The following is a 24,988-nucleotide window of genomic DNA, read 5'->3' as shown; positions in this document are numbered from 1 at the left end:
CCTCAATGCTAGCTGTTGTCACCGACCGGTTCGATACCGTGCTGGTTCGAGGGCCCCCAGTCGTCAAGGTTGTCGGCTAGATCCAGTTAAGGAATTCTTGTTAATCTTCTTAACCGTTGTGGAAACTGTGGATAACTCTGTGAAAACCGCTCGGTCGTTGGGAACTACACGATTGTAAGTTGTGGGCCAGTTGTGGAAGTTTGTCATTCGTTTGAGCAAGTCGAACTTTCGAAAATTGCACGTTTCTACAGGATGGCCCGAAGTTTCTACAGGAATACCCACGTTGTGTGAGTTAATTCCACAGGGTTATCCACAGGTGTGAAAACTTAAAAAAATAGCGCCCCTCCGGGTTTGAACGCGTTCCACCAAGGTGAAAATCGTGAAAACTCTCGGAGGGGCTGCGAAATTTAGGCGCTGCCTGACGATGCCGAACTATTTGTAACGGTGGTCCTGCTTGATTCGGTTGGTCAGCTCAGTCACCTGGTTGTAGATCGAGCGGCGCTCCTTCATAAGCTCACTGATCTTCTTGTTCGCGTACATGACGGTCGTGTGATCGCGGTTGCCGAACAGTTGCCCGATCTTGGGCAGAGACAGATTAGTCAATTCACGGCACAGGTACATGGCGATCTGCCGAGCCGTAGCAATGGCCTGGGATCGGCTTGACCCGTAGAGGTCATCAACGGACAGCTTGAAGTAATTGGCCGTGTTCGTGATGATATCCACCGGCGCGATTACATTGTCTTCGTCGAGGGTGATGAGGTCTTTCAACACCGTCTGCACCAGGTCCATGTCGACTGGTGTTCGATTGAGGCTCGCGAAGGCGGTGACTCTGATGAGAGTTCCCTCCAATTCGCGAATATTCGACGACACCTTTGACGCCATGAACTCGAGAATGTCGTGCGGCACTTGCAGCTTCTCGCTTTGGGCCTTTTTACGAAGAATGGCGATGCGGGTCTCAAGGTCGGGAGCCTGAACATCCGTGATGAGGCCCCACTCGAAGCGGCTGCGCATGCGGTCTTCGAAGCCGGTGAGGTGTTTGGGCGGCAGGTCGCTCGTGATGACCACTTGCTTGTTGTGATCGTGCAGAGTATTGAAGGTATGGAAGAAGGCTTCCTGGGTCTCCGCTTTGTTCTGCAGAAACTGGATGTCATCGATCATCAGGATGTCGATGTTGCGATAGCGCGCCTGGAACGCGGCGCCGCGGTTGTTCGCAATGGAATTGATGAAATCGTTGGTGAACTCTTCGGAACTGACGTACCGCACCCGGATGCCTGGATACAGGCTCATGGCGTAATGGCCGATGGCGTGCAGGAGGTGAGTCTTGCCGAGGCCCGATGATCCGTAGATGAAGAGAGGGTTGTAGGCCTTTGCCGGCGCTTCGGCCACGGCCACGGCGGCGGCATGCGCGAACCTGTTGGACTGCCCGATTACGAAATTATCGAAACTGTACTTCGGGTTGAGCCTGGTTTCGTGGGGTTGCGCCGGAACGGCACCTTCGAACACCGATTGCGGCGGGGCCGGCGTGACTACGTCGGGCGGAGTCAACGTCTGCTGAACCGGGCGTAGCGAGTCCTGCTCGAGTTCGGGGTTGACGACCACATAGAACGTCGAGACAGCGGTGGCCTCATCGAGTTGTCCCATTGCGGTGAGCAAGGGAACCCGCATCCGCTGGTTTAGCATGCTGGCCGTGAATTCGTTGGGAACCTCGAGATAGAAGGTACCGGCGGCGATGCCTTTGGGCTCGACCAGACTGAGAAACCCGTAAAGCATGGGCGTTATGGTGGCGTCAGATTCCAAGGTGGTCAAAACGGACCGCCACGTCTCGGCTATCGGCGCTTCAACGTCTGCCATTGTTCCTACAATCTGTGTATTTCGGATTTTTGCTATCGGGCCTCTGGTCAACCTGCGCGCGAGGCCGGTCTGTGACGTTCTTAAACCACAGCTACGTGGGCCGGACGGCGCGCGATTCGGTGCACGGTTCAAGCTCATCGTTAAAGTTATCCACCGCTTGTGTATAAAACCGACCTAATTCTCAGGTTGGGGCCACCAACCTGTGGATAACTTGTCTTTACGGTAGTCAATCCCGCTCAGCGAGGCGAATTCACCGGTGAGGTCGCCTCGTCCGTTTGGTATCTGCGTTGGAGTCATTATTGTGGAGATTCCGCAGATTGGTGGCCTGAGTTTGACCAGAGGTGGCCAAGGCCGTAGTTTTAATCAGTTGACCCCATCCCGCGGGCTTCCAACTTCTGTGCGCGCTGCTGTTCTGGCCGAGGGGAATTTGGCCAGCGGTGATTCAAATACGTGGAGATTGAACTATGAGCAAGAGAACCTTCCAGCCGAACAACCGTCGTCGCGCCAAGGTGCACGGCTTCCGCCTGCGTATGCGCACCCGTGCAGGCCGCGCCATCCTCGGTGCTCGCCGTCGCAAGGGTCGCACCGAACTCTCCGCGTAGGCCAGAGTCTGCCTAGGTTCAGTGTGGTCGCCAGGTTCTCGTGCTCGCTCACGTAAATCGCATCACGAGCGGCAGTGACTATCAAGGCGTTGTTCGGCGCGGTGTGCGGATCGTCGGTGCGCACACCGTTCTTTATGTACGAAAAAGTGCTGAGGCGCCCTCGTTCGCACTCGGTACACCGGTTCGTTTCGGCTTCATTGTCGCGAAGAATGTGGGTAACGCCGTGCGGCGCAATCTCGTTCGACGCCGCCTCAAGGCGGTCACGTTCGAACTGCTCTCCCTGGTACCTCCGGGAACGGATGTTGTGATCCGTGCTTTGCCGACGGCGCGCGACGCTGCGTGGCAGACGCTGCACGAAGAAGTTCACCGTTCCCTCTCTCGCCCGCAATCAGCGCGAAAGGGCAGTGCGGGCCGATGAACCCGATACTCGCGACGATCATTCTGCTGCCCCGCAACGTGGGTGTGCTGGTTCTCCGCGTGTACCGAGCCGTTATTTCTCCGTTGTATGGAGATGTCTGCAGATTTTATCCGTCCTGTTCTGCCTACGCACTGGGGGCCGTTCAGGAACACGGACTAGCGTGGGGTTGCGCCCTCGCTGCCCGCAGACTGAGCCACTGTCATCCGTGGTCTGAGGGCGGCATCGATGATGTACCTCTCAAAAAGAAACGTCGCTTTCGTGTGACGTCGTTCGGTTTTGTCGTCGCACCCAGCCACGGAAAGGGCTAACCCACAGTATGGACCTCATAGGTACGATCCTCTGGCCTCTGAAATGGGTGGTCGAGCTGCTGCTGGTGGCCTTCCACTGGCTGTTTTCCCAGATGGGAATCGCGGGACTGGGCTACGACGACGGCCTCACCTGGGTGTTGTCCATCGTCGGCCTCGTTTTGGTCGTGCGTGCCGCCCTCATTCCCATTTTTGTGCGGCAGATCAAGAGCCAACGCAAGATGCTTGAGGTGGCCCCCCAGCTCAAGAAAATCCAGGACAAGTACAAGGGTAAAAAAGACCAGTTCTCGCGTGAGGCCATGAGTCGCGAGACCATGGCCATGTACAAGAAGACGGGTACCAACCCGCTGAGTTCCTGCCTGCCCCTTTTGCTGCAGATGCCGATCTTCTTCGCACTGTTCTCCGTGCTGAACGATGCTCAGCGGTCCAACGCTGGCGTCGGACCGCTCAACCAGAGCCTCGCCGAGAGCTTCGGCAATGCGACGCTGTTTGGTAATGCGCCCTTGCACGACACCTTCGCTTCGCAGTGGTCGCTGTGGACCGCGGGTGAACCCTTCAACCTGACCGTCATGATCATCGCCGCCACCATGGTGGTGTTGATGACCGCGTCGCAGTTCATTACTCAGCTGCAGATCGTCTCCAAGAACATGTCACCGGAGACCAAGGCGAGCCCCATGTTCAAGCAGCAGCGCATCATGCTCTATCTGCTCCCCCTCGTCTTCGCCTTCTCCGGTGTGGCATTCCCGCTCGGCGTCATGTTCTACTGGCTCACCTCCAACTTCTGGACCATGATTCAGCAGTTCCTGGTGATTCGAAACATGCCGACCCCCGGCAGTGAGGCCGCCAAGGCCCGCGAAGAGCGCCTCGCCCGTAAGGGCAAGCTCATCGCGACCGATGGTGACATTATTGTCGTTGAGGAGCCCGCCAAGCCCGTGCAGCGTCAGCAGCCGGTCGGTAAGGCCCGCGCCAAGAAGCAAACCGGCCCGAAAAAGTAGTGGAGATCACCGTGACGGACAAGACCGGCCTCACCGAGGTCAGCAGCGTCTCTGCTGACAGCGCAGTTCCCACTGCCCCCGCAACAACGGATGCCTCCCCCACCGCGTTCGAGACGGGAACGGTCACCGAGGTCCCCCTCACGACCGATCAGTTGGAACGCGAAGGCGACATCGCCGCAGACTACATCGAAGAATTTCTTGATATCTGCGACCTGGACGGCGACATCGACATCGATGCGCGTAACGGACGTGCGTATCTCTCGGTCAAGGCCTCAGACGCCGACAACCTGCGCGTGCTCTCCAAACCGGAAACGGTCAACGCCCTGCAGGAGCTGACGCGGCTGGCCGTACAGAACAAGACGGGCTCGTTCTCCCGCCTGATCCTCGACATCGGCGGTTCCCGCGAGGCGCGCGAAGCCGAGCTCGCCACCCTCGTGGCGCGCGCAATTGAGCGGATCGTGGCCGGCGCGCCCGAGGCCGACCTGCCGGCGATGTCCTCCTACGAGCGCAAGCTCGTGCACGACATCGTTGCCGCGAGCGGCGGCTACCGGTCCGAGTCCTCCGGCGAGGGTCGCGACCGTCACACCGTCATCACCGCAGGGTAGTCTCGTTGGTCATGTCGGAATCTGTTACGCCGGAAACCTCACGTTCAGTGGGGAACAAACGTGAATCTGCGTCTCCAGAACCAATCGAGCCAGACCCGGTAACTGGTGACTTGTCTTCGGCTGAGCCGGTGCTGCTGGAGATCGAACCGGCCACTGCCGTCGAAATTTTCGGTTCTCAGATTGATGTCATTCGTTTATTCACGAGAAATTTGGCTGATCAGGGCGAAATTCTTGGTCTGATTGGACCGCTGGAACTCCCCCGTCTGTGGTCGCGCCATATTCTCAACTGCGCCATCGTGGCGCCACTTTTGCGACCGGGCCTCGTAGGTGACGTGGGTTCCGGAGCCGGCCTGCCCGGCCTGGTCCTGGCCATAGCGCGACCCGATGTCAATTTCGTGCTCATTGAACCGATGGAACGTCGCGTCGCTTGGCTCAATGATCAGGTTGCCGCGCTGCATCTATCGAACGTGTCGGTCGTGCGGTCGCGGGCCGAAGAGGCACGGCTGGCGCATCCGCTCGACCAGGTCACGGCCCGGGCAGTTAGTGCGTTTAGCAAACTCATACCGTTGACGGCGCCCCTATTGCGTGCCGGCGGCGAGCTTATTCTTATGAAGGGTGAGGGTGCTCAGCGTGAAATCGAGGCTGCAGCGAAAACCGTTCGCAAGTATCGCCTGCGCGATGTCGAGGTGATTACCCTCGGCGACGGCGTGCTGCCCGAGGTAACCCGGGTCATCCGGGCTACAGTGGACTAGGCCCGAATTTCACCAGAATTGGTGTTCGGGGGTCCCTTTTAGGTGGCTCATCAACCGTCGATCGTAAAGGTTTCACGTGAAACATCCTGCTGAAAATCAGCGCAAGGGCAAAGCTGCGGGGTTCGACGGTACAACGCCGCTTGCCCGTGAAATAGCTGAACTCACGCGTCGTCGCCAGGTTATCGCGGCCGGCGAATTGCCCAAACCCGGGAAGACCCGGGTACTGACGATCTCTAATCAGAAGGGCGGCGTCGGTAAGACCACGACTGCCGTCAACCTCGCCGCCGCCCTCGCGCGGCAGGCAGCCCGGGTGCTGGTCATCGACCTTGACCCGCAGGGCAATGCCTCCACCGCCCTGGGCGTGGAACACCGCGCCGAAACTCCGAGCGTCTACGACGTCATCATCAACGACATGCCCATGGCTGAAGTCGTGCAGAAGAGTCCGGAATTTGGTGCACTCTTCTGTGTGCCCGCCACCATCCACCTCGCCGGTGCTGAGATTGAACTGGTGTCGCTCGTCGCCCGCGAGCAACGTCTACGCCGGGCACTCGACCTCTATCTGGCTGAGATGGCCGAACCCTATGACTACGTCTTCATTGACTGCCCGCCATCCCTGGGGCTACTCACCATCAACGCGTTCGTCGCGGCGCGCGAAGTTCTTATTCCCATTCAGTGCGAGTACTACGCTCTCGAGGGGCTGAGCCAGCTGCTTAAGAACATCGCTTTGATCGAGAAACACCTGAACCCCGATCTGGTCGTATCAACGATTCTGTTGACCATGTACGACAGCCGCACCAATCTGGCAACCCAGGTAGCCAAGGAAGTACGCGATCACTTTCCCAAAGAAGTGCTAAATACCGCAATTCCGCGCTCTGTGCGCGTTTCTGAGGCCCCCAGCTACGGTCAGAGCGTCGTCAGTTACGACCTCAACTCCGCAGGATCGCTCTCCTACCTCGAAGCCGCAGCAGAAATGGCCCATAGAGGGGCTCCCGGAACGGGAGAACAGGCCCAAAGAGGAGAAAAGTCCCAATTAGGAGAAAAGCTATAATGGCGAAACGTACAGGCCTTGGCCGCGGCATTGGTGCACTTATCCCGGTGCAAGACGACGTTTCAGCGCCTCGCCCGGTGGATGTCTTCTTTCCTCGTGGGGTGGCGATTGAAGCAGAGGTCTCCCCCGACCTCGTTCCAGTGCCCGGAGCTCGTCTAGCTCACCTGAACCCGCAGGACATTGTGCCTAACCGGGCCCAACCGCGCACGATCTTCGACGAGGATGACCTCGCCGAGCTCGTTCACAGCATTCGGGAAGTCGGGGTACTGCAACCGATCGTCGTGCGCCCTCTGTCCGATACGCCGGGCAAATATGAGCTCGTCATGGGTGAACGTCGTCTGCGCGCGACGAAAGAAGTTGGGCTTGACACCATTCCGGCGGTCGTGCGGGAGACGGCCGACGTCGACATGTTGCGCGATGCGCTGTTGGAGAACCTGCACCGCGCCCAGCTGAACCCGCTTGAAGAGGCATCCGCTTATCAGCAGTTGCTCGCCGACTTTGGGATCACACAGGAGGAACTGGCGTCCCGCATTGGTCGCTCGCGTCCCCAGATCACCAACACCTTGCGCCTGCTGAAGCTCCCGGAACCGGTGCAGCTGCGGGTGGCTGCTGGCGTTCTGTCCGCAGGGCACGCCCGTGCGATCCTATCGGTGGGTGACCTGGACGGCATGTTGCGCCTAGCCGACAAGATCGTCGAGGAGGACCTCTCGGTGCGCGCGGCGGAGGTCGCGGCAACGTCGGTACCAAAACTCCCGAAAGCCAAGCCGCTGCCGGGGCGCCGTCAGGGGCACCTCGATGAGATCGCTGAGCACCTGGGTGACCGTCTGGATACCCGCGTTAAGATCAACTTGGGCGCACGAAAAGGCCAGATCACAGTAGATTTTGCAACCATCGGAGACCTTAACCGCATCCTGACTGTGCTCGGAGAGCCGGGCTTTAGCGCGAGCTAATTTGTCCCCGGTTTCCAATGTTTCACGTGAAACCCTCCGAAGTGTGCGGGACTGAACGCTGGCTTCAGGCGCTGAGTTGGGCGTCATCGGTGGGCTATTCTCGGTCCAGGTCTGAGAACTACCTGGGTGGCATTGATGCTCGAGGTCGGCCGCGGGTGCCCAGGTGCACCTCTCCTGAGACATCGTTGGTGCTCCGGGGCTCGCGCGCAAAGCCTGCGCGAGCCCCGGAGCTCCGCGAAACGTGCGACCCCGGGAACTACCTGCGCCCTAAGCAACATGTGCTTAAACAACTGGCTCTCGAACGACCAGCGCCTTGAACAACTGGCGTCGTAGATATCTTGCACCTTAACCAACTTGCACCAGTCCAACCCGTTGTTGCCACAATCGATCTCGAGAGACGTACATCGCCGCTTCTTCGGTGCGCGGGACCTGAGGGGCCTAGTTCCACGGAATCATGCGCCGACGCGGGATGTTTCACGTGAAACGTGTGTTCAGCCCAGGACGTGCGAGGTGTGCTAGCCGTGGCGCGGCCACGGATTGGCTGTGGACGGATTGGCTGTGGACGGGTTCCCTCCCGGATGGTCGAGTGTGCCGAGCGCGGCATCGTCATCTCGTGAGCTCTCTGCGGAAGGGGTGGTCCGATGTTTCACGTGAAACGTGTGCTCAACGCTAGTCGGGTTTGGTGTGATCGCCGTCGCGCTCCCGGGGCGGCCTGTGGGCAAGTTCCCTCCCGCATGGTCGAGTGTGCCGAGCGCGGCATCGCCATCTCGTGAGCGTTCTGCGGAAGGTTGGGTGGCCCATGTTTCACGTGAAACGGGTGTTCAACGGAGGTCGTGCTTGGCGTGATCGCCGGGGCGCTGCGGTGTTCTGTCCGCGTTAGAGTTCCCGACCCGTCCGTCGAGCCTGCCGAGACCGACATCGCCCTCCCGTGACTTTTGCGGAACGCTGGGTGGCCGATGTTTCACGTGAAACGGGCGGAAGACTACTGGTTGGTGAGGGCGTGCGTGGCCAGAGCGGAGTAGGTGGCACTGAGCGTCTGGCCGGCGGCCTCGATGGCTTGGGGTACCAGGGAGGTCTCGGTGAGGCCGGGCAATACATTGGCCTCCAGGAACCATGGGATTCCGGCACTATCAACGATGAGGTCGATGCGGCTCAGGTGACGCAGTCCCAATAGTGCGTGAATGGCAACAGCGGCGTCAGAAACGGCCACTGCTACCTCGTTGGCCAGGCGGGCGGGCGTATAGAAGTCGGTTTCTCCAGCGTTGTAGCGTGCCTCGAAGCTGTAAACGCCGTCAACGGGAACAATTTCTACGATGGGGAGGGCTGCTGCGCCTTCGCCGGTGTCGATAATGGCCACGGTGACCTCGGTGCCCTCAATGTAGGCCTCGACGAGGGCAGTATTGGCGTAGGTATAGGCGTCCACCATGGCGCGGGGCAGGTCGGCCGGGGTGCGCACGATGGTGACCCCCTGGGAGGATCCACCCTCGGCGGGCTTGACGACGAGGGGCAGGCCGATCGCGCTAATCAAGTGCTCCAGCACACTCGTGGCGCCGAGGTCTCGAAAGGTCTCGGTGGACAGGGCGATGGCTGGGGGAGTGGCTATGCCGGCTCGCAGCACGAGCTCCTTGGCTGTGGCCTTGTTCCAGGCCAGAGCCGCGGCGGGGCCGCGCGACCCGAGAAAGGGAATGCCGGTTGTTTCGAGCAGGGACAGCAGCGCGCCATCCTCACCGGTAGCACCGTGCAGGGTGGGCCAGATCAGGTCGGGAGCCTGCTGGCTGAGGGTGGTGAGCAGGTTGGCGCCGGGGTCGAGTACGGTGACGGAGTGGCCAGCGTCGGTGAGGGCATCCGCTACCCGGCGCCCTGAGCGCAGCGAAACGTCGCGTTCGTGCGAGATTCCCCCGGCTAGAATGACAATCTTCAATGCAGTGAATTCGCTCATGATCAGGTCTTTTCCTAGCTGATTGAGGGTGAGGTGGCCAATCGAGGCGATGCGGTCATGAGATGTTGGCTGGCGGGCCCGCGTACCGCTGGTTCGTGGCTCCAGGTCGATCGGGCGCGGCGCCGAGCGAGCCGGTGCCGGCGAAGGTGTCGAGCAGATCGAGCTCGCCGCGAATCACCGTAGCGAGGCGACGAATGCCGACCCGAATGGTTTCGGGCGTGGGATAACAAAAAGCCAAGCGCATATTCTGTCGGCCGTCACCGTCGGCGTAGAACGCCGTGCCGGGCGTGTACGCAACGAGTTCCTTGACCGCCCTGGGCAGCATGGCCTTCGAATCGAGCTGTTCGGGCAGGGTTAACCACACGTAGAAGCCCCCGGTGGGGTTGGTCCAGGTGAGGTCGGGCAGGTATTCTTCGAGCCCGGCGAGCATGGCGTTTTTGCGCTCGTGATACACGCCGCGGAAGGTGTTGATCTGCCCCTTCCAGTCGGCGGTCGAAAGGTACTCCGAGATGACCATCTGTGTAAATGAGCTGGGGGACAGCACCGCGGCCTCGTTCGCCAATACGAGTTTCTCGCGGATCGCGTGCGGAGCGAGCGCCCAGCCGACCCGAAAACCGGGGGCTAAGGTCTTGGAGAAGGTGCCGAGGTAGACGACACCGTCGCGTTCGAGTGAGCGGATGGCATCCGGTGCCGGTTTGTCGAAGTAGAGCAGCCCATAGGGGTTGTCTTCGAGCACCAGGATGTTGTTGGAGCGGCAGATCTCCAGAATTTGCAGACGACGCTCCCAGCTGAGGGTCACACCAGCCGGATTGTGAAAACTCGGGATGGTGTAGAGAAACTTAATGGTGCGTCCGGCGGCCTTGAGGGCAGCGATGTGCTCGATCAGAGCGGCCGGGATCAAGCCGTTCTCGTCCATGGGCACGTGGTCGACCTCGGCCTGGTAAGACTTGAAGATGACCATGGCGGTGACGTAACTCGGCCCTTCCGAGATCACGACGTCGCCGGGGTTCAGAAAGAGTTTGCTGACTAGTTCCAGAGCGTGCTGGGAGCCGGTTGTGACCACGACGTCATCGGCGTTGGCCTTGATTCCTTCGAGCGCCATGACATCGAGAATCTGCTCGCGCAGCAGAGGAACTCCCTGACCAGAGCCATATTGCAGGGCGGTGGCACCCTTTTCGCGCATAACGCGGTCCATGGCATCGATGACGAGGTCTTGCGGCAGGGCGGCAACGTACGGCATCCCTCCGGCGAGAGAGACGACTTCGGGGCGTGACGCCACGGCAAAGAGCGCACGCACCTCGGAGGCGGTGAGGCCAGCTGCTCGCTCGGCGTAGTGGTGGTACCACGGGTCGAGATTGTTGCCGCCCTGGGGGCTAACGGCCTGGGGAGAACCCTGATTTGTCACGTCGCATCCGTTCTGCTGTCATCTTTATCGTATGGGGTGGTGCCCGGCACGAAAAAACCCGCCCGATCGAGACCGGGCGGGTTTCACGCAGGAAGACTGGTTAGACGAGGTAGTCGGCCAGGTCCTTTTCGAGCTGCGGCTTCGGCTTGGCGCCGATGACGGTCTTGACGACCTCGCCCTTCTGGAAGACCTTCATGGCCGGGATGGAGGTGATCTGGTACTTGGCCGCGAGGGCGGGGTGCTCGTCGACGTTGAGCTTGACGATGTCGAGCTTGTCGGCGTTCTCGGCGGCGATCTGGTCGAGAATCGGGCTGACGGCGCGGCAGGGGCCACACCACTCGGCCCAGAAGTCCACCAGCACGGTCTTCTCGTTGTTGATGACTTCCTGATCGAAGTTGGCTTCGGTGACGGATCGTGCGGTCATTCGTTGCTCCTTAGTTAGCTGAAACGAGTTCGGTGTCGCCGGCCTGAGCCAGCAAAGCGGTGGGAAGGGTGCTCAGATAGTGCTCAGCGTCAAGAGCCGCGGCACAGCCGGAGCCGGCCGCGGTTATGGCTTGACGGTAACTGGAGTCGATCACATCACCAGCCGCGAACACCCCGGCCTGGCTGGTAAGCGACGACCGGCCCGCGACGGCTATGGTGCCTTCGGGGGTAAGGTCGAGCTGCTGGTGAACGAGGTGGGTGCGTGGGTCGTTGCCGATCGCCACGAAAACGCCGCCGACTGGGAGGCTGCTCTCGGTGCCGGAGACGGTGTCACGCAGGGTTAGACCGTCGACAGCGTCGGCTCCGGTGATGCCGACGACCTCGGAATTCCAGGTGAATTCGATCTTGTCATTGGCGAAGGCGCGGTCCTGCATGATCTTGGAGGCCCGCAGTTCACCCTTGCGGTGGATGACGTGCACCTTGGAGGCGAACCTGGTGAGAAAAGTCGCTTCCTCCATGGCGGAGTCTCCGCCGCCGATGACGGCGATTTCTTTGCCCTTGAAGAAGAAGCCGTCGCAGGTGGCACACCAAGACACTCCGCGACCCGAGAGTCGTTCTTCGTCGCTCAGGCCGAGTTTGCGGTAGGCCGATCCGGTGGCGAAGATGACCGCGAGGGCCTGCTCCACGTCGCCGTTGCCGAGGGTCACCGTTTTGATCGGGCCGGTCAGGTCTACCGACTCAACATCGTCGTAGACGACCTCGGTACCGAATCGTTCGGCCTGCTCCTGCATCTTGGTCATCAGGTCGGGCCCCTGCACGCCCTCCGGAAAACCGGGAAAGTTCTCGACGTCGGTCGTGTTCATCAGTTCACCGCCGGCCTCTACCGAGCTGGCGATCAGGAGCGGCTTGAGGTTGGCTCTGGCGGCATAGACTGCCGCGGTGTAGCCGGCCGGTCCGGAACCGATGATGATGATCTGACGCACGCGCACACTCCTTGCAGTGGTGGGCAAGACGGGCAAAATCCCGGCTCACGTTTCGATACAACACATCCTAATCGGATGCTATTCCAGGCCCTCTCAGCTTGGGAGGTGCTGCACAGCCACGGGAACGGCCCAGCAGAACCGGACGCGGCCATCAGCGCGGTGCTGCGGGCAGCTGTGACCGTCGGGGTACTCAGCGGCGCAAGCGCGCCCGCAGGGGCGTGAGGAACACTGTGAGCTCGCCGCTGCGCATGAGCAGCAGCAGACCGAAGTAGCTGGCGGCCATGACCACCCCGATCAACACCATTGAGACCATGGCTGTGAGCCTCGAGGCCACGGCGAATCCGCCTTCGACGTTGCCCCCCAACACGGTCATGAGCGTCACGCCGGCAGCCAGGGGAATGATGACGGCAACAAGATACTTCACCAGGCTGCGCAGAATTCGGCGTCCGTCGATACCGGCCATTCGACGGCGCAGGAGCAGGGCGGCCAGGATGGCCTGCAGGGTACCGGTCACCGTGATTGACGCGGCGATGCCAACGGCAATCCATTCCGTGGGCAGCCATGCGCAGGCCACCACGGCGCCGATCAGCAGCACGACCTGAAACAGGGTGAAGAAGAACGGTGTGCGGGTGTCGCCGAGGGCGTAGAAGGTGCGCTGTAGAACGAACAGCACACAGAAGGGCACCAGCCCCAGAATGAACGCGATGATGACGTTGCCGATGGACTGCACCTGGTCGAATGGTGCTACGAAGACCGCCGCGAACGGGTAGGCGCAGACTGCGATGACGGCCGCGGCGAGCACGATCACGAGCGACGTTCCCCGAATCGCGCTCGAGGCATCCGTTCGTACCAGTGACCAGTTACCGACGGCGGCGTGTTGGCTCATGCGGGTGAAGTACGCCGTTGCGACCGACACGGTGATCACGGAGTGCGGCAGCATGAAGATCAGCCAGGCGGTGGCGAGAACGGCAACGGATGCCTCACCGTGGGCCCGCGTCACGACCTGCGTTTCGACAATACCCGCGAAAGTGGTGAGCAGCAGCATGCCGAAGGTCCAGCTCGCCATTTTGCCCGCGGCGCCGAGGCCGACGCCCCGAAAATGGAAGTCCGGGCGGTAGCGCAGACCGATGCGGCGCCAGAAATAGAACAGCACGACGGCCTGGGTGATCACGCCGAGGGTGGCACTGCCACCGAGCACGGCGACCATGGCCGACGTGATCTCGGTGGCCGATCGATCACCGACCGGGTCTGGGCTGAACAGCGTTGCGAAAACGATCAGGCCGACGATGGCCACGAGGTTGTTGAGCACCGGCACCCAGGTGAACGGGCCGAAGGACTTGCGGGCGTTGAGCACTTCGCCGAGCAGGGTGTACAGGCCGTAGAAGAACATCTGTGGAAGGCACCAATAGGCGAATGCCACGGCCAGTGCCTTCTCGTTCTGCGGGAGGTTCAAGCCGATGAACCCGGTGATGGTCGGGGCCAACAGGGTAGCGACGAGGGTCGTCGCGAACAGCACGAGCAGGGCGAGCGTGAGTAGCTTGTTGATATACGCCGTGCCACCGTCAGCGTGCAGGCTGGCACGAACGATTTGCGGAACCAGAACGGCCGTCAGGATTCCGCCGGCCACGATCACATAGATGGTGTTGGGCAGCTGATTGGCGATCGCGAAGGTGTCGGCAGCGGCGCCAAACTGTCCGATGATGGCGGCCAGCACGATGACCTTCACGAACCCGAGAATGCGCGACACAATCGTGCCGGAGGCCAGGAACGCGCTGGCTCGACCGATTCCACCGTTGCCGGTCATGGTGTCAGACATCGGCTTCCGCCTCCGCTTTCGCCGGTTCAGCTGCAGCGGATGCTTCGCCGGCGCGTTCCCGGCGTCGGCGCACGATATTGCGCCAGATACCGAAGCCGAAAAAGCCGATGACGAGGATCGCGAAGATGCTCGCGCCGACTCCCTCCCAGTCGGCGCGCACGCTGACGTCGATGGGGGCCGGTTGGCCCAGCGGGGTGCCATTCAGGGTAAACAGGGTGACCCGCAAGACGACGTCACCGTTACCGACGGCGGCGCTGAGCGGCACAGAGACGGCCTGTGCGGAGTTCGGCTGAATGATGGTCTCGAGAGTGTCACCGACGACGAGGCGTCCGTTGGACGGCACGATCTCGGTGCGCACGGTGACTGCCTGGTCGAGGGCGTTGTTGAGTGTGATGCGCAGGTCGACCTTGCTCCCCACCACGATGATGGGACCGCGGGTGGTCACGGTCACGGCGTGCATCACGTCGAAGGAGGCGGCGAGGCTCGCCCGAACCTGGTCTTCCCAGACCGAGGTCTGTGTCGTCCAGGTGGTGTCCAGGAGTGCCAGCAGGTCGAGGCGTGCCGGGGCGGTGATGGCCGCCGGATTGGCCAGGATCGTCGCGAACTCGGCGAGTGCACCCTCGCGCTCCAGCAAGGACCGGGCGAGCGTGACCCGGTTACTGTCGATGGCTTCACCCTGAAAGTTCACCGTGGTTGCCGGGGTGGCGGCCAGGGCAGATTGCAGCGAGGCCGCGTTCGACCAGGCGGCGCCGTCGAGGGCCGCGAGCGTTTGGCCAACCCTGGTCGCGGTCGTGGGGCTGCTGCGGTCGAACGTGACCAGCAGTGTGCGCGCAGCATTAGGGTTTTCCGCAGAGACGATCGCCAGAAGCGAGGCCGCCTCGGCGACATTCACCCGCCACTCCTCGTCGGTGGTGGCTTCGGCGGCGGCGCGGATGGCCGCGGAGAGAGGACTGTCACTGACCAGGCCCAGCCCGGTCGGGAGGGTGAGCGCGGTATTCGGCGTGAAGACGTCTGATTGCTCCACGTTGCCGCTCGAGAGGATGGTGGTGGTCAGGCCGCTCGCGGCAAACACGTCCAGGTCGGTGCGAGCGGCCTGACCGGCGGCCGGCCAGGCGATCGCGGTGCTCGTGTAGTTCCAGGACAGTAGATCGCTCGTGCTCGGAATGACCGTCTGACCCGGCTCCACCGTGGGCGTGGGCGTGGGCGTCAGCGTTTGAGGCGGTGGCGGTGGCGGTGACGAGCTGGTCTGGGCCTTTGTGCGCGAAGTCACAATCGGTACGTCCGTCGGGTCAGTACTCGTCTCGGGGATCGGCGTGGCCGAGGGGACCACGAACCGGCTCGCATCGATGGCCGGGTCGAAGGAGGTCGGCGCGAGCAGGGTCGCGGCGCCCGCCTGCGCTTGCAAGGCAATGTCGGCATCCGCGTAGCTGAGCGGGAAGATATCATTACTCGCTGCGGCCAGGCGATCGAGCCAGGCGAGTGCCGAGGCGGGAGCCGCGGTGCCGAGCACTCGAATGGAAGCGATGATCTGTGGATCGATCGCGATCGTTGCCGTCGGTGCGTCAATCGCCCCATCCAGTTGGCGGGAGAGCAGACCGACCGAACTCGTATACGATTCGAGCGCCTTGGCGGTGATCAGGCCGGTCGAGCTGGCCGGGGTCGTGATCGGCAGAATGGTTGCGAGTGCGACCGGGGTCATCGCGCTGCCCTGCGACCAGACGAACGTCCCGCGGCCCTCCGCTTGAACCACATCATCCGCGCTGAGGATCGCGGCGATTCCCCGCGCTCCCCAGGCATTCTGCTCGGTCAATCCGACGGAATCGGCCGGAACCGTGACGCTGATGGTTGTACTGGCACCTGGCGCAATGATTCCCGCCATCGGTACGCTCATCACCTGGTCGCCGGAATTTGCGTCTGCGTCGGGTCGCAACCAGTTGTCGAGCGCAGCGCGGGTGGTGAGGGCCAGCTCTGCCAGGTAGACATCGACTCGGCCGAGGGGAATGGCCGCGTCGGTGTTGTTGTGAACGGCCACCGTCAGCAGCAGGTCTTGGCCGGGCAAGAGCTCGGAAGATTCGCGTGGAGAAACGGTGACATCGACCGTGTCGGCGGGGGTTGTGGCACTCGGGGTGGTGCTGTTCTCGCTTTGCGCGCTGGCCGGTCTGAGAGATTGAGACGGCGCGAAAACCAGCGCTGCCAGGGTCAGAAATCCGACCAGAAATGCCGTAAAGGGTCGCATTATTCGTCGCCTTTGTATGCTCCGGGCCGGGCGCACGGCACTGCACGCGGCAGCCGAGAGCGCGGGCCGATGCGCGGAATCTGAATCGGCCACCATAGGTGGATTCTACGGCGTGCCAGCCTAGAGCCGCCTGCACCGCGACTGCGCGCCCCCTGATGGCAACTAATATGGGGCATATGCAGAGCGTCGCGGCAGCCCTCGCACGACTGGGCGACCTGGCTGCCACCCCCACGGTATCCCGTCTGGCGAACGCATTTGCGGCGGCTGGCCATGAGCTGGCCCTGGTCGGCGGCCCGGTGCGCGACGCGTTCCTGAATCGTGCGCTGCATGACCTGGACTTCACGACCGATGCGACGCCGGATCAGATTCTCGCACTCGTCAAACCGCTCTCCGAAGCCCAGTGGGATATCGGCCGGGCCTACGGCACGATCGGTGCCAGCCTGGCCGGCGAGACCGTGGAGATCACCACGTATCGAGCCGACAGCTACGACGGCACCACTCGTAAGCCCGACGTCGTGTTTGGCACGACCCTCGAGCCCGATCTGCTGCGCCGGGACTTCACCGTCAACGCGATGGCCCTGCGGCTGCCCCAGCTGACGCTGGTCGACCCGGCCGGCGGCATTGACGACCTGCTCGCCCGGCGCCTGCGTACGCCGAGCACCCCGGAGGTTTCGTTCGGAGATGACCCGCTGCGGATGCTGCGCGCGGCCCGCTTCACCGGTCAACTTGGTTTCACGCTGGATCTGGACACCGCACTGGCCATGGAGAAGATGCGGGACAGTATCCGTATCGTGTCGGCCGAGCGCATCGGTGACGAACTGTCGAAATTGTTGGTCTCGACGGACCCGCGCGCCGGCATCGAGGTGCTGATGGAATCGGGCCTCGCCGAGATCGTGCTCCCCGAGATTCCCGGCCTGCAATTGGAGATCGACGAGCACCACCACCACAAAGACGTCTACCAGCACACCCTCACCGTGTTGCAACAGGCCATCGGTTACGAGGCGTCGCGCGGCAACCTCGACCACCCCGACCTGATCGTGCGTCTCGCCGCACTGCTGCACGATATCGGCAAGCCGGCCACCCGCAGGCTCGAAGCGGGGGGAGTTGTGAGCTTCTACCACCACGACGTGGTCGGGGCGAAGCTTGCTAAGAAGCGACTGCGCGCCCTGCGCTTCGACAATGACACCATCAATGCCGTCGCCCGCCTGATCGAGCTGCACCTGCGGTTCTTCGGCTACACCGAGGGGGCCTGGACCGACTCGGCTGTGCGCCGCTATGTGCGCGACGCTGGGGATCAGCTGGAGCGCCTGCACATTCTGACTCGCGCCGACGTCACGACCCGCAACCGACGCAAGGCCGACCGGCTCGGCTTTGCCTACGACGACCTTGAACAGCGAATTGCGGCGCTGAATGAGCAGGAAGAGCTCGGCGCGGTGCGCCCCGACCTCGACGGAGAACAGATCATGGCTGTGCTCGGCGTGAAACCGGGGCGTGAGGTGGGCGAGGCCTACCGATTCCTGCTCGAGCAGCGGCTGGACGACGGGCCGCTCGGCGAGGAAGCGGCCACCCGCCGGTTGCTGGCCTGGTGGGCGGGTCGTGCGCAGTAGGGGCGGCCTGCGTCGACGCAGTGCGATCACCGGCTATGCCCTGCTCGCCCCCAGCCTGTTCGGCGTGGTCTGCTTTCTTCTGCTTCCGGTCCTTGTCGTGCTGTGGCTCAGCTTTCAGAGCTGGGACCTGATCGGCCCGATCACCTTCGTCGGCCTCGACAACTACCGATCGGTGCTCAGCGACGGCGTCTTCGGCAACTCCCTGCTGGTCACGCTGGTCTTCGTGTTGCTGGTGGTGCCGATTCAAACCCTGATCGGGCTCGGCGCTGCGACCTTGCTCACCCGGAGCCTGCCGGGGTCAGCCTGGTTTCGCACGATCTATGTTCTGCCATGGATTTGTGCCCCGCTTGCTCTCGGTGTGGTGTGGAAGTGGATTCTCGCGCCCACCGACGGAGCCCTCAATACCCTGCTCGGCCAGCGCGTCGAGTGGCTCAGCGACCCCGCCCTGGCGCTGCCGGCGGTCGCCGCCGTCGTGATCTGGACCAATGTTGGCTACGTCACACTGTTCTTCATGGCCGGGCTGCTCAACATTCCCGGGCAAATTCTCGAGGCGGCCCGCATCGACGGAGCCGGCGCGGCGAAGATGTTCTGGCACATCAAGCTGCCGTTGCTGCGTCCAACCATGTTCTTTGTACTTGTCACCACCGTCATATCGGCTTTTCAGGTCTTCGACCAGGTGTACGCACTCACCCAGGGCGGCCCGGCGCGATCAACGGATGTCGTGGCCGCGCGCATCTATTACGAAGCTTTTGACGCCTTCGACCTCGGCCGGGCGGCCGTCATGGCCGTCATTCTGCTGGTCGTGCTGGTCGTCATCACCCTCGCTCAACAGCTCTATTTTCGCCGGAGGGTTACCTATGAAATGGACTAATTTCTCCAAAACGGCCGCCATCTACCTGGTGCTGCTGCTCGGCGCCCTGCTCACCCTTGGCCCATTCCTGCTCAGCATTCTGACCGCCTTTAAGACGCGGGAACAGTTCGCGCAGCAGTCGGCGTTGAGCTGGCCCGACCCGTTCACGTTGGAGAACTTCGCGCTGCTGCTGAACGGGCCGGCACAGTTCGGTCGCGCCATCGTGATCACGGTGCTCGCGGCCATATTGATTCTGGTCGGGCAGTTGATCTGTTCGATCCTCGCCGCCTACGCCTTCGCTCGGGTCGATTTTCCCGGTCGCCAGGTGCTGTTCTGGGTGTATCTGTCGACCCTGATGATCCCGCCGGTCGTGCTCGTCGTGCCGCTGTACCTCATGATGACCGAGGCCGGGCTGCGCAACTCGTTCTGGAGCCTCGTGCTGCCGTTCGCCTTCGCCTCGCCCTACGCGATCTTTTTGCTGCGCGAATATTTTCGCGGAATTCCCCAGGAGCTCATCGATGCCGCCCGGCTCGACGGGGCGAACACCCTCGACGTGTTGGTCGAGATCGTGGTGCCGCTGTCCAGACCGATCATCGCCACCCTGACCCTCATCACGATCGTGAGCCACTGGAACAGCTTCATGTGGCCGCTCGTAGTGACGACCGGCACCGAATGGCGGGTCGTGACGGTAGCCACCGCGAGTCTGCAGAGCCAGTTCAACGGCAACTGGACGCTCGTCATGGCGGCCACCACACTCGCCCTGGTTCCGCTCCTCGTATTGTTTCTGATGTTCCAGCGCAGCTTCGTGCGGTCGATCACCATCGCGGGTTCTGCGTAGGCTGGTCAACTGGGGTTCACGTTCGAATCGTCAACAGAGGACATCATGGCCAAGCGTTCTACCATCATTGCTGCCGGCGCTGCCGCCGTGCTGCTCGTCATCGTCGGGGCCGTTGCCGCACTGAACTTCTCCGACTCTGATGCGCCCGGCGAGGCCACACACGTCACCGTGCGGCTCTGGGACGAACCCGTCGCCGCCGCCTATGAGAAGTCCTTTGCCGCCTTCGAGGAGGACAACCCCGACATCCAGGTGGACGTCGAGATCGTGCCCTGGGACGACTACTTCGAAAAGCTGCGCACCGACGTGGCCGGTGACGGCGCTCCCGATGTTTTCTGGGTCGACGGCGGCAGTTATCCTGCGTACGCCGACGCGGGAGCACTGCTCAACATCACGACCGCTCTTTCAGCGGATGCCCAGGCCGGCTGGTCCCCGGCCGTGACCGCCCAGTACACCCGTGACGCCGCCCTGTGGGGTGTACCTCAGCTTGCCGATCCCGGCATCGCGGTGTACTACAACGCCGACCTGCTCGATGACGCCGGCCTGACCCCCGCTGATGTGTCAGCACTCACCTGGGATCCCACCGGTGAAACGGACACCCTCATCGGGGTCCTGCAGAAACTCACCAAGGACTACAACGGCAACACGGCTGATAGTGCGGAGTTCGACGGTTCCAACCTGAGCCAGTACGGCTACAACGCGGGCTACGACCTGCAGGCGATGGTGCTGAACTATCTGGCCTCCAATGGTGCCCACTTTCAGGACGACACCAACCAGTACTCCTTCGCTTCCGACGCCGGAATCGCTTCATTCCAGTATCTGGTCGACCTCATGAATAAGTGGCAGGTCGCTCCGTCGGCCGCCGATACCAACACCAACGGCGATTTCAGTCGCGAGCAGTTCCTCCAGGGCAAGATGGCTCTGTTTCAGAGTGGTGTCTACAACCTCGCCAACGTGAGCGCCGGGGCGAATTTCGACTGGGGTGTCGTGCAGCTGCCGAGCGGTCCGGCCGGCGCGATCAGTGGTGTCGACGGAATCGCGGCCGCCGGAAATGCCGCGTCTGGGCATCCGGCCCAAACCCAGCGGGTGCTGGAGTGGCTCGGAAGCGCAGCCGGAGCCGAGTTCATCGGAGCCTCCGGCGCTGCTTCCCCCGCCGTGCTCGCAGCGCAGCCGGCATACGCGGCCTATTGGGCCGCTGAGAAGGTCGACATCAGCCCGTTCTACGACGTGTTGGCCGCCGGAACAGCGCCGGCACCGCGCGGAGCCGGGTGGCCAGCCGCCGAGAACGCCATGCGACCCTTGCTCGACGAAGTCTTCCTCGGGCGTATGCCAGCAGGTCACGGTGTGCGCGCCGCCCAGGAAGCCGCCAACGCCACCCTGTCCGAATAGTCCAACCGGTCAACTGGCACCTGGACTGGCGCATGGGCCGGGCATCCGGTAGTCTGGGCAGGTTGCCTGCGCGCCGGATTCCCGGCCTCCGCGTTCAGCACATGCACAACCCTCCTGTTACAGAAAGTCTGTAGCCGTTTTAGTCCGAAGGAGGTGGGTTAGTCATGCATCAGTACGAACTTATGGTTATCCTCGATCCCGAGATCGATGAGCGCACCGTAGCTCCCAGCCTTGACAAGTTCCTCAACGTTGTTCGCAACGATGGTGGCACCATTGACAAGGTTGATGTTTGGGGTCGTCGTCGTCTCGCATACGAGATCAACAAGAAGACCGAAGGCATCTACGCCGTCGTTGACTTCACCGCGAACGCCTCAGCCACGGTTGAGCTCGACCGCCAACTGGGCCTGTCCGAGGCCGTCATGCGCACCAAGGTGCTCCGCGCCGAAGAGGGCATCGCCCAGGTCGTCGTCGCCACCAAGCTGGCTGCAGAGAAGGCCGCCCGCAAGGCTGCCAACCCCAAGGTCATCGCTGCCAAGGCTGACGCTGCTGCTGCAGCCGCCGCCGCTCCGGCTGCGAAGGTTGCCGCTGCTGCCAAGCCCGTCGTTGCCGACGCAGTCCCGGCCACGGCCGCGGCTGCTCCGGTTACCGCCACGGTCGAAGCTGCTGCTCCGGTTACTGCCGCCTCCACCGCGGTTCCTGCCGCCAAGGTTGCTGCTGCCAAGCCTGCTGCTGCCAAGCCCGCTGTTGCCGACAAGGCGAGCGACAAGTAGCCCATGGCTGGCGAGACCGTAATCACCGTGGTGGGCAACCTCACCAGCGATCCGGAGCTGCGTTACACGCAGAACGGGCTGGCGGTTGCTAACTTCACCATCGCTTCCACTCCGCGCACGTTCGATCGCGCGGCTAACGAGTGGAAAGATGGCGACGCGCTGTTCCTGCGTGCGAGCGTTTGGCGTGAATTCGCCGAACACGTGGCGGGTTCATTGACCAAGGGGTCGCGTGTCATCGCTTCCGGGCGTCTCAAGCAGCGTTCGTATGAGACGAAGGAAGGCGAAAAGCGCACGAGCATGGAGCTCGAGATTGACGAAATTGGTCCTTCGCTGCGCTACGCCACCGCTTCCCTCACTCGCGCGCAGTCGTCCGGTCCCCGCAGCGGTGCTCCCGCTGCCGGTGGGCAGGGCAACGATGAGCCGTGGGCACCCAGCGCCCCCGCCAAGACTGCGTCGCCCGCAGCATCTGGCGGAGACGTCTGGAACAGTCCAGGCAACTTCAGCGACGAGACCCCCTTCTAAGCCGCGCCTGGCGCGTAGCTAAAACCTTTTTGAGAAAGTAAGGAAATCATGGCTGGAAAGTCGAGCGGCGACCGCCGCAAGCCGCTTCGCGGAGCTAAGGGTGGCAAGAATGCCGCTCCCGCGAAGTCGATTCGGGTTGGTGTCATCGATTACAAAGATGTCCCCACCCTGCGCAAGTTCATCTCCGAGCGTGGAAAGATCCGCGCTCGTCGAATCACAGGCGTTTCCGTTCAGGAACAGCGCCTCATCGCCCGTGCCGTCAAGAACGCCCGCGAAATGGCTTTGCTGCCCTACGCAGGCTCAGGCCGGTAAGGAAACCAAATGTCGAAATTGATTCTGACGCATGAGGTCTCCGGCCTCGGTGCACCCGGCGACGTCGTAGACGTCAAGAACGGGTTTGCTCGTAACTACCTCGTTCCCAAGGGCTTCGCTGTTGCGTGGACCCGCGGTGGCGAGAAGCAGATCGAGCAGATCAAGGCCGCTCGCGCAGCCCGCGAGCACGCCACCTTCGAAGAGGCTGAGGCGCTCAAGGTCAAGCTTGAGAACACCAAGGTCACACTGGTCGTCAAGGCCGGCGCCGGCGGTCGCTTGTTCGGTTCGGTCAAGACCGCGGATGTGGCCAACGCCGTCGCCGCCGCCGGTCTCGGCACGGTCGACAAGCGCAAGATCGAGCTCGCCGCCATCAAGCTGACCGGTGAGCACACGGCAACGGTTCGTCTTCGCGACGAGCTCAGTGCCACGATCACCCTCGTGGTCGTCGCCGCCAAGTAGCAACGCACGCCAGTAGGCCCGGTTCTGTACGGCCGGGTGTTTTTCCTACTCCCATAGCGGGGGGTTCCGAGAGGAACCCTCCGCTATGTGGCGTTTAAGGGCCCCTTTGGGGGTATTGACCCGCCGCTTTTGTGCACAGGTGAGCATTCGTCTCAGCAAGCTTCAAGGGTTGATTGAGGTTACTTTATTCACACCGGTGTGTGAACCTTAAACCCCTGATCAACGTCTTTATATTTGAAAAGAATTGGTGTTTGTCCACAGGCGAGTGCACAGGTTCTGCACAATCTCCACGGCGTTTCGCGCAGATTTTCCACAGACTTATCCACAGGGGGGTTTGTGACGGATGGCGCTGGCTCCTTAGGGTGTTCCAGTACCGGTATCTCGCTTCGGCTGGTGCGTCACGTCCCGTGTCGGTGGGTCCTGATACACCTATTAGCACGACAGAGAAAGAGGTGCCGAGTGTCGATCGCTCACCTGGGCCTGGCCAACCAGCCAGCGTCAAACGAGTACGGTTCGTCGGCCCGCGGAACGGGCGACCGTGGCGAGCGACCCGCCGAATCCTGGAAGTCGGAGCGAGCACTGCCCCACGACCTCCTGGCCGAACAGAGCGCCCTCGGTGGAATGATGCTCAGCAAAGACGCCGTCGCCGACGTCGTCGAAACCGTGCGTGGCGGAGATTTCTATATCCCCAAGCACGAGATCATCTTTGATGCGATCCTCTCGCTGTACGCCCAGGGTGAGCCGACCGACGTCATCACGGTCACCGATGAGCTCACCAAAGTCGGTGAACTTTCCCGAGCCGGTGGTGCCGACTACCTGCACACCCTGACGAGCCTGGTTCCCACTGCAGCCAACGCGGGCTTCTACTCGACCATCGTGGCCGAACGTGCGCTCCTGCGCCGTCTCGTCGAGGCTGGCACGCGCATCGCCCAAATGGGCTACGCGGCCGAGGGTGAGGTACTCGACCTCGTGAACACCGCCCAGGCCGAGATCTACTCGGTCACCGGGGGCACGCAGACCGAAGATTACGTTCCCCTCACCGATGCAGTGACAGCGGCCATCGAAGAGATCGAGGCCGCCAAGCTCAAAGACGGTCAGATGAGCGGCGTGCCTACGGGCTTTGCCGACCTCGACGAACTCACCAACGGGTTCCACGGCGGCCAGCTCATCATCGTGGCGGCGCGCCCGGCGCTGGGTAAGTCCACGCTCGCCCTTGACTTCGCGCGCTCGGCCTCCATCCACCACAACATGCCGAGTATATTCTTCTCGCTTGAAATGGGGCGCAGTGAAATCGCAATGCGCCTGCTCGCGGCGGAGGCATCCGTTCCCCTGCAGAGCATGCGCAAGGGAACCGTTGAGGCCCGTGACTGGACCACGATCGCCGCCACGCGGGGGCGAATCAACGATGCACCGCTCTACATCGATGACAGCCCAAACATGACCCTGGTGGAGATTCGCGCCAAGTGCCGCCGGCTCAAGCAGCGGGTCGGGCTCAAGATGGTCATCATCGACTACCTGCAGCTGATGACCAGCGGTAAGAAGGTGGAGTCACGCCAGCAGGAGGTCAGTGAGTTCTCGCGGGCGCTCAAGTTGCTCGCCAAGGAGCTTCAGGTTCCGGTCATCGCGCTCTCTCAGCTAAACCGTGGGCCGGAGCAGCGCGCCGACAAGATGCCGGCCATCTCCGACCTTCGCGAGTCGGGTTCGCTCGAGCAAGACGCCGACATGGTCATTCTGCTGCACCGCGAAAGCGCCTACGAGAAAGACAACCCGCGCGCTGGTGAGGCCGACCTCATCGTGGCCAAGCACCGCAACGGCCCGACCCGCACCGTCACCGTCGCCTTTCACGGCCACTACTCCCGGTTCGCTGACATGGTGGCAGGCGGTTAGTCCGCGCGATTCGTGCATGCAGGCGGCTC

Annotated in this window: 23 protein-coding genes and 1 pseudogene; 17 read left to right on the top strand and 7 right to left on the bottom strand. The window is 62.2% G+C overall.

Features of this window, described 5'->3' with window-relative positions:
- Nucleotides 1-432 precede the first annotated feature (432 nt).
- Complete coding sequence (gene dnaA, locus QMK31_RS16490; RefSeq protein WP_283502028.1) at nt 433-1,851, bottom strand: chromosomal replication initiator protein DnaA; 1,419 nt, start codon at nt 1,849-1,851, stop codon at nt 433-435.
- 464 nt (nt 1,852-2,315) lie between these two features.
- Here dnaA and rpmH point away from each other — a divergent pair, with 464 nt between their 5' ends.
- The 8 genes from rpmH to QMK31_RS16450 all read left to right on the top strand — a co-directional run bounded on the left by rpmH (nt 2,316) and on the right by QMK31_RS16450 (nt 7,526).
- Complete coding sequence (gene rpmH / locus QMK31_RS16485) at nt 2,316-2,453, top strand: 50S ribosomal protein L34 (protein WP_010204566.1); 138 nt, start codon at nt 2,316-2,318, stop codon at nt 2,451-2,453.
- Between the two features lie 40 nt (nt 2,454-2,493).
- Nucleotides 2,494-2,871, top strand: a complete 378-nt coding sequence (rnpA, locus tag QMK31_RS16480) for a ribonuclease P protein component (protein ID WP_283502027.1) — start codon at nt 2,494-2,496, stop codon at nt 2,869-2,871.
- Nucleotides 2,868-3,179: a membrane protein insertion efficiency factor YidD gene (gene yidD / locus QMK31_RS16475; RefSeq protein WP_283502026.1), complete on the top strand. Its 312-nt coding sequence runs from the start codon at nt 2,868-2,870 to the stop codon at nt 3,177-3,179. Before rnpA ends, yidD begins: the two co-directional genes overlap by 4 nt.
- An 8-nt stretch (nt 3,180-3,187) precedes the next feature.
- Nucleotides 3,188-4,171 carry a membrane protein insertase YidC gene (gene yidC, locus QMK31_RS16470; protein WP_283502025.1) on the top strand — a complete coding sequence of 328 codons (984 nt, stop codon included), beginning with the start codon at nt 3,188-3,190 and terminating at the stop codon, nt 4,169-4,171.
- Nucleotides 4,172-4,182: 11 nt separating this feature from the next.
- Nucleotides 4,183-4,776 (top strand): Jag family protein, encoded by a 594-nt coding sequence (locus QMK31_RS16465; protein ID WP_502853423.1) that lies wholly within the window; start codon nt 4,183-4,185, stop codon nt 4,774-4,776.
- A gap of 11 nt (nt 4,777-4,787) precedes the next feature.
- Nucleotides 4,788-5,528 (top strand): 16S rRNA (guanine(527)-N(7))-methyltransferase RsmG, encoded by a 741-nt coding sequence (rsmG, locus tag QMK31_RS16460; protein WP_502853430.1) that lies wholly within the window; start codon nt 4,788-4,790, stop codon nt 5,526-5,528.
- 76 nt (nt 5,529-5,604) lie between these two features.
- On the top strand, nt 5,605-6,576 hold the full coding sequence (locus tag QMK31_RS16455; protein ID WP_283502023.1) for a ParA family protein: 972 nt from the start codon (nt 5,605-5,607) through the stop codon (nt 6,574-6,576).
- Nucleotides 6,576-7,526, top strand: coding sequence for a ParB/RepB/Spo0J family partition protein (locus QMK31_RS16450; protein WP_283502022.1), 951 nt, complete (start codon nt 6,576-6,578; stop codon nt 7,524-7,526). Before QMK31_RS16455 ends, QMK31_RS16450 begins: the two co-directional genes overlap by 1 nt.
- Before the next feature lie 982 nt (nt 7,527-8,508).
- Here QMK31_RS16450 and QMK31_RS16445 read toward each other — a convergent pair.
- From QMK31_RS16445 to QMK31_RS16420, 6 genes are all read right to left on the bottom strand, one after another.
- On the bottom strand, nt 8,509-9,465 hold the full coding sequence (locus tag QMK31_RS16445; RefSeq protein ID WP_283502021.1) for a D-alanine--D-alanine ligase family protein: 957 nt from the start codon (nt 9,463-9,465) through the stop codon (nt 8,509-8,511).
- Nucleotides 9,466-9,520: 55 nt separating this feature from the next.
- Nucleotides 9,521-10,870: an aminotransferase-like domain-containing protein gene (locus QMK31_RS16440; protein WP_283502020.1), complete on the bottom strand. Its 1,350-nt coding sequence runs from the start codon at nt 10,868-10,870 to the stop codon at nt 9,521-9,523.
- A 100-nt stretch (nt 10,871-10,970) separates the two neighbouring features.
- Nucleotides 10,971-11,294 carry a thioredoxin gene (gene trxA / locus QMK31_RS16435; protein ID WP_092110604.1) on the bottom strand — a complete coding sequence of 108 codons (324 nt, stop codon included), beginning with the start codon at nt 11,292-11,294 and terminating at the stop codon, nt 10,971-10,973.
- Nucleotides 11,295-11,304: 10 nt separating this feature from the next.
- A complete protein-coding gene (gene trxB, locus QMK31_RS16430) occupies nt 11,305-12,276 on the bottom strand; it encodes a thioredoxin-disulfide reductase (RefSeq protein ID WP_283502019.1) in 972 nt (323 codons plus the stop codon).
- Nucleotides 12,277-12,466: 190 nt separating this feature from the next.
- Nucleotides 12,467-14,092, bottom strand: coding sequence for a murein biosynthesis integral membrane protein MurJ (gene murJ, locus QMK31_RS16425; protein ID WP_283502018.1), 1,626 nt, complete (start codon nt 14,090-14,092; stop codon nt 12,467-12,469).
- Nucleotides 14,085-16,328: a DUF6049 family protein gene (locus QMK31_RS16420; RefSeq protein WP_283502017.1), complete on the bottom strand. Its 2,244-nt coding sequence runs from the start codon at nt 16,326-16,328 to the stop codon at nt 14,085-14,087. Before QMK31_RS16420 ends, murJ begins: the two co-directional genes overlap by 8 nt.
- A 176-nt stretch (nt 16,329-16,504) precedes the next feature.
- On the opposite strand from QMK31_RS16420, the gene QMK31_RS16415 reads away from it, so the two are divergent.
- The 9 genes and pseudogenes from QMK31_RS16415 to dnaB all read left to right on the top strand — a co-directional run bounded on the left by QMK31_RS16415 (nt 16,505) and on the right by dnaB (nt 24,959).
- Nucleotides 16,505-17,935: a CCA tRNA nucleotidyltransferase gene (locus tag QMK31_RS16415; protein WP_283502016.1), complete on the top strand. Its 1,431-nt coding sequence runs from the start codon at nt 16,505-16,507 to the stop codon at nt 17,933-17,935.
- Entirely contained in the window at nt 17,925-18,806 is an 882-nt protein-coding gene (locus tag QMK31_RS16410; RefSeq protein WP_283502015.1) for a carbohydrate ABC transporter permease, read from the top strand. Before QMK31_RS16415 ends, QMK31_RS16410 begins: the two co-directional genes overlap by 11 nt.
- Nucleotides 18,793-19,623 (top strand): carbohydrate ABC transporter permease, encoded by an 831-nt coding sequence (locus QMK31_RS16405; protein WP_283502014.1) that lies wholly within the window; start codon nt 18,793-18,795, stop codon nt 19,621-19,623. Before QMK31_RS16410 ends, QMK31_RS16405 begins: the two co-directional genes overlap by 14 nt.
- Nucleotides 19,624-19,668: 45 nt before the next feature.
- Nucleotides 19,669-21,009 (top strand): ABC transporter substrate-binding protein, encoded by a 1,341-nt coding sequence (locus tag QMK31_RS16400; protein WP_283502013.1) that lies wholly within the window; start codon nt 19,669-19,671, stop codon nt 21,007-21,009.
- A 164-nt stretch (nt 21,010-21,173) separates the two neighbouring features.
- Nucleotides 21,174-21,542, top strand: a pseudogene (gene rpsF, locus QMK31_RS16395) (30S ribosomal protein S6); the annotation flags it as partial.
- Nucleotides 21,543-21,782: 240 nt separating this feature from the next.
- Nucleotides 21,783-22,301 carry a single-stranded DNA-binding protein gene (locus tag QMK31_RS16390; protein ID WP_092110566.1) on the top strand — a complete coding sequence of 173 codons (519 nt, stop codon included), beginning with the start codon at nt 21,783-21,785 and terminating at the stop codon, nt 22,299-22,301.
- Between the two features lie 48 nt (nt 22,302-22,349).
- On the top strand, nt 22,350-22,613 hold the full coding sequence (gene rpsR / locus QMK31_RS16385; RefSeq protein ID WP_035835236.1) for a 30S ribosomal protein S18: 264 nt from the start codon (nt 22,350-22,352) through the stop codon (nt 22,611-22,613).
- Between the two features lie 9 nt (nt 22,614-22,622).
- Nucleotides 22,623-23,072 (top strand): 50S ribosomal protein L9, encoded by a 450-nt coding sequence (gene rplI, locus QMK31_RS16380; RefSeq protein WP_283496543.1) that lies wholly within the window; start codon nt 22,623-22,625, stop codon nt 23,070-23,072.
- Between the two features lie 579 nt (nt 23,073-23,651).
- Complete coding sequence (dnaB, locus tag QMK31_RS16375; protein ID WP_370448759.1) at nt 23,652-24,959, top strand: replicative DNA helicase; 1,308 nt, start codon at nt 23,652-23,654, stop codon at nt 24,957-24,959.
- Nucleotides 24,960-24,988 lie beyond the last annotated feature (29 nt).

The organism is Cryobacterium sp. PH31-O1 (assembly GCF_030063455.1).
Classification (GTDB): domain Bacteria; phylum Actinomycetota; class Actinomycetes; order Actinomycetales; family Microbacteriaceae; genus Cryobacterium.
Note: the sequence above shows the minus strand (reverse complement) of the source record. Positions and strands in the feature narration are given on the sequence as shown.

Bases quoted from the DNA above. Each gene is read 5' to 3' on its own strand.
- QMK31_RS16445 (WP_283502021.1), bottom strand. From the start codon at position 9,465: ATGAGCGAATTCACTGCATTGAAGATTGTCATTCTAGCCGGGGGAATC.
- QMK31_RS16420 (WP_283502017.1), bottom strand. From the start codon at position 16,328: ATGCGACCCTTTACGGCATTTCTGGTCGGATTTCTGACCCTGGCAGCG.
- murJ (WP_283502018.1), bottom strand. From the start codon at position 14,092: ATGTCTGACACCATGACCGGCAACGGTGGAATCGGTCGAGCCAGCGCG.
- QMK31_RS16390 (WP_092110566.1), top strand. From the start codon at position 21,783: ATGGCTGGCGAGACCGTAATCACCGTGGTGGGCAACCTCACCAGCGAT.
- QMK31_RS16400 (WP_283502013.1), top strand. From the start codon at position 19,669: ATGGCCAAGCGTTCTACCATCATTGCTGCCGGCGCTGCCGCCGTGCTG.
- QMK31_RS16450 (WP_283502022.1), top strand. From the start codon at position 6,576: ATGGCGAAACGTACAGGCCTTGGCCGCGGCATTGGTGCACTTATCCCG.
- rplI (WP_283496543.1), top strand. From the start codon at position 22,623: ATGTCGAAATTGATTCTGACGCATGAGGTCTCCGGCCTCGGTGCACCC.
- rpsR (WP_035835236.1), top strand. From the start codon at position 22,350: ATGGCTGGAAAGTCGAGCGGCGACCGCCGCAAGCCGCTTCGCGGAGCT.
- QMK31_RS16405 (WP_283502014.1), top strand. From the start codon at position 18,793: ATGAAATGGACTAATTTCTCCAAAACGGCCGCCATCTACCTGGTGCTG.
- dnaA (WP_283502028.1), bottom strand. From the start codon at position 1,851: ATGGCAGACGTTGAAGCGCCGATAGCCGAGACGTGGCGGTCCGTTTTG.
- QMK31_RS16415 (WP_283502016.1), top strand. From the start codon at position 16,505: ATGCAGAGCGTCGCGGCAGCCCTCGCACGACTGGGCGACCTGGCTGCC.
- rsmG (WP_502853430.1), top strand. From the start codon at position 4,788: ATGTCGGAATCTGTTACGCCGGAAACCTCACGTTCAGTGGGGAACAAA.
- yidD (WP_283502026.1), top strand. From the start codon at position 2,868: ATGAACCCGATACTCGCGACGATCATTCTGCTGCCCCGCAACGTGGGT.
- trxA (WP_092110604.1), bottom strand. From the start codon at position 11,294: ATGACCGCACGATCCGTCACCGAAGCCAACTTCGATCAGGAAGTCATC.
- rpmH (WP_010204566.1), top strand. From the start codon at position 2,316: ATGAGCAAGAGAACCTTCCAGCCGAACAACCGTCGTCGCGCCAAGGTG.
- yidC (WP_283502025.1), top strand. From the start codon at position 3,188: ATGGACCTCATAGGTACGATCCTCTGGCCTCTGAAATGGGTGGTCGAG.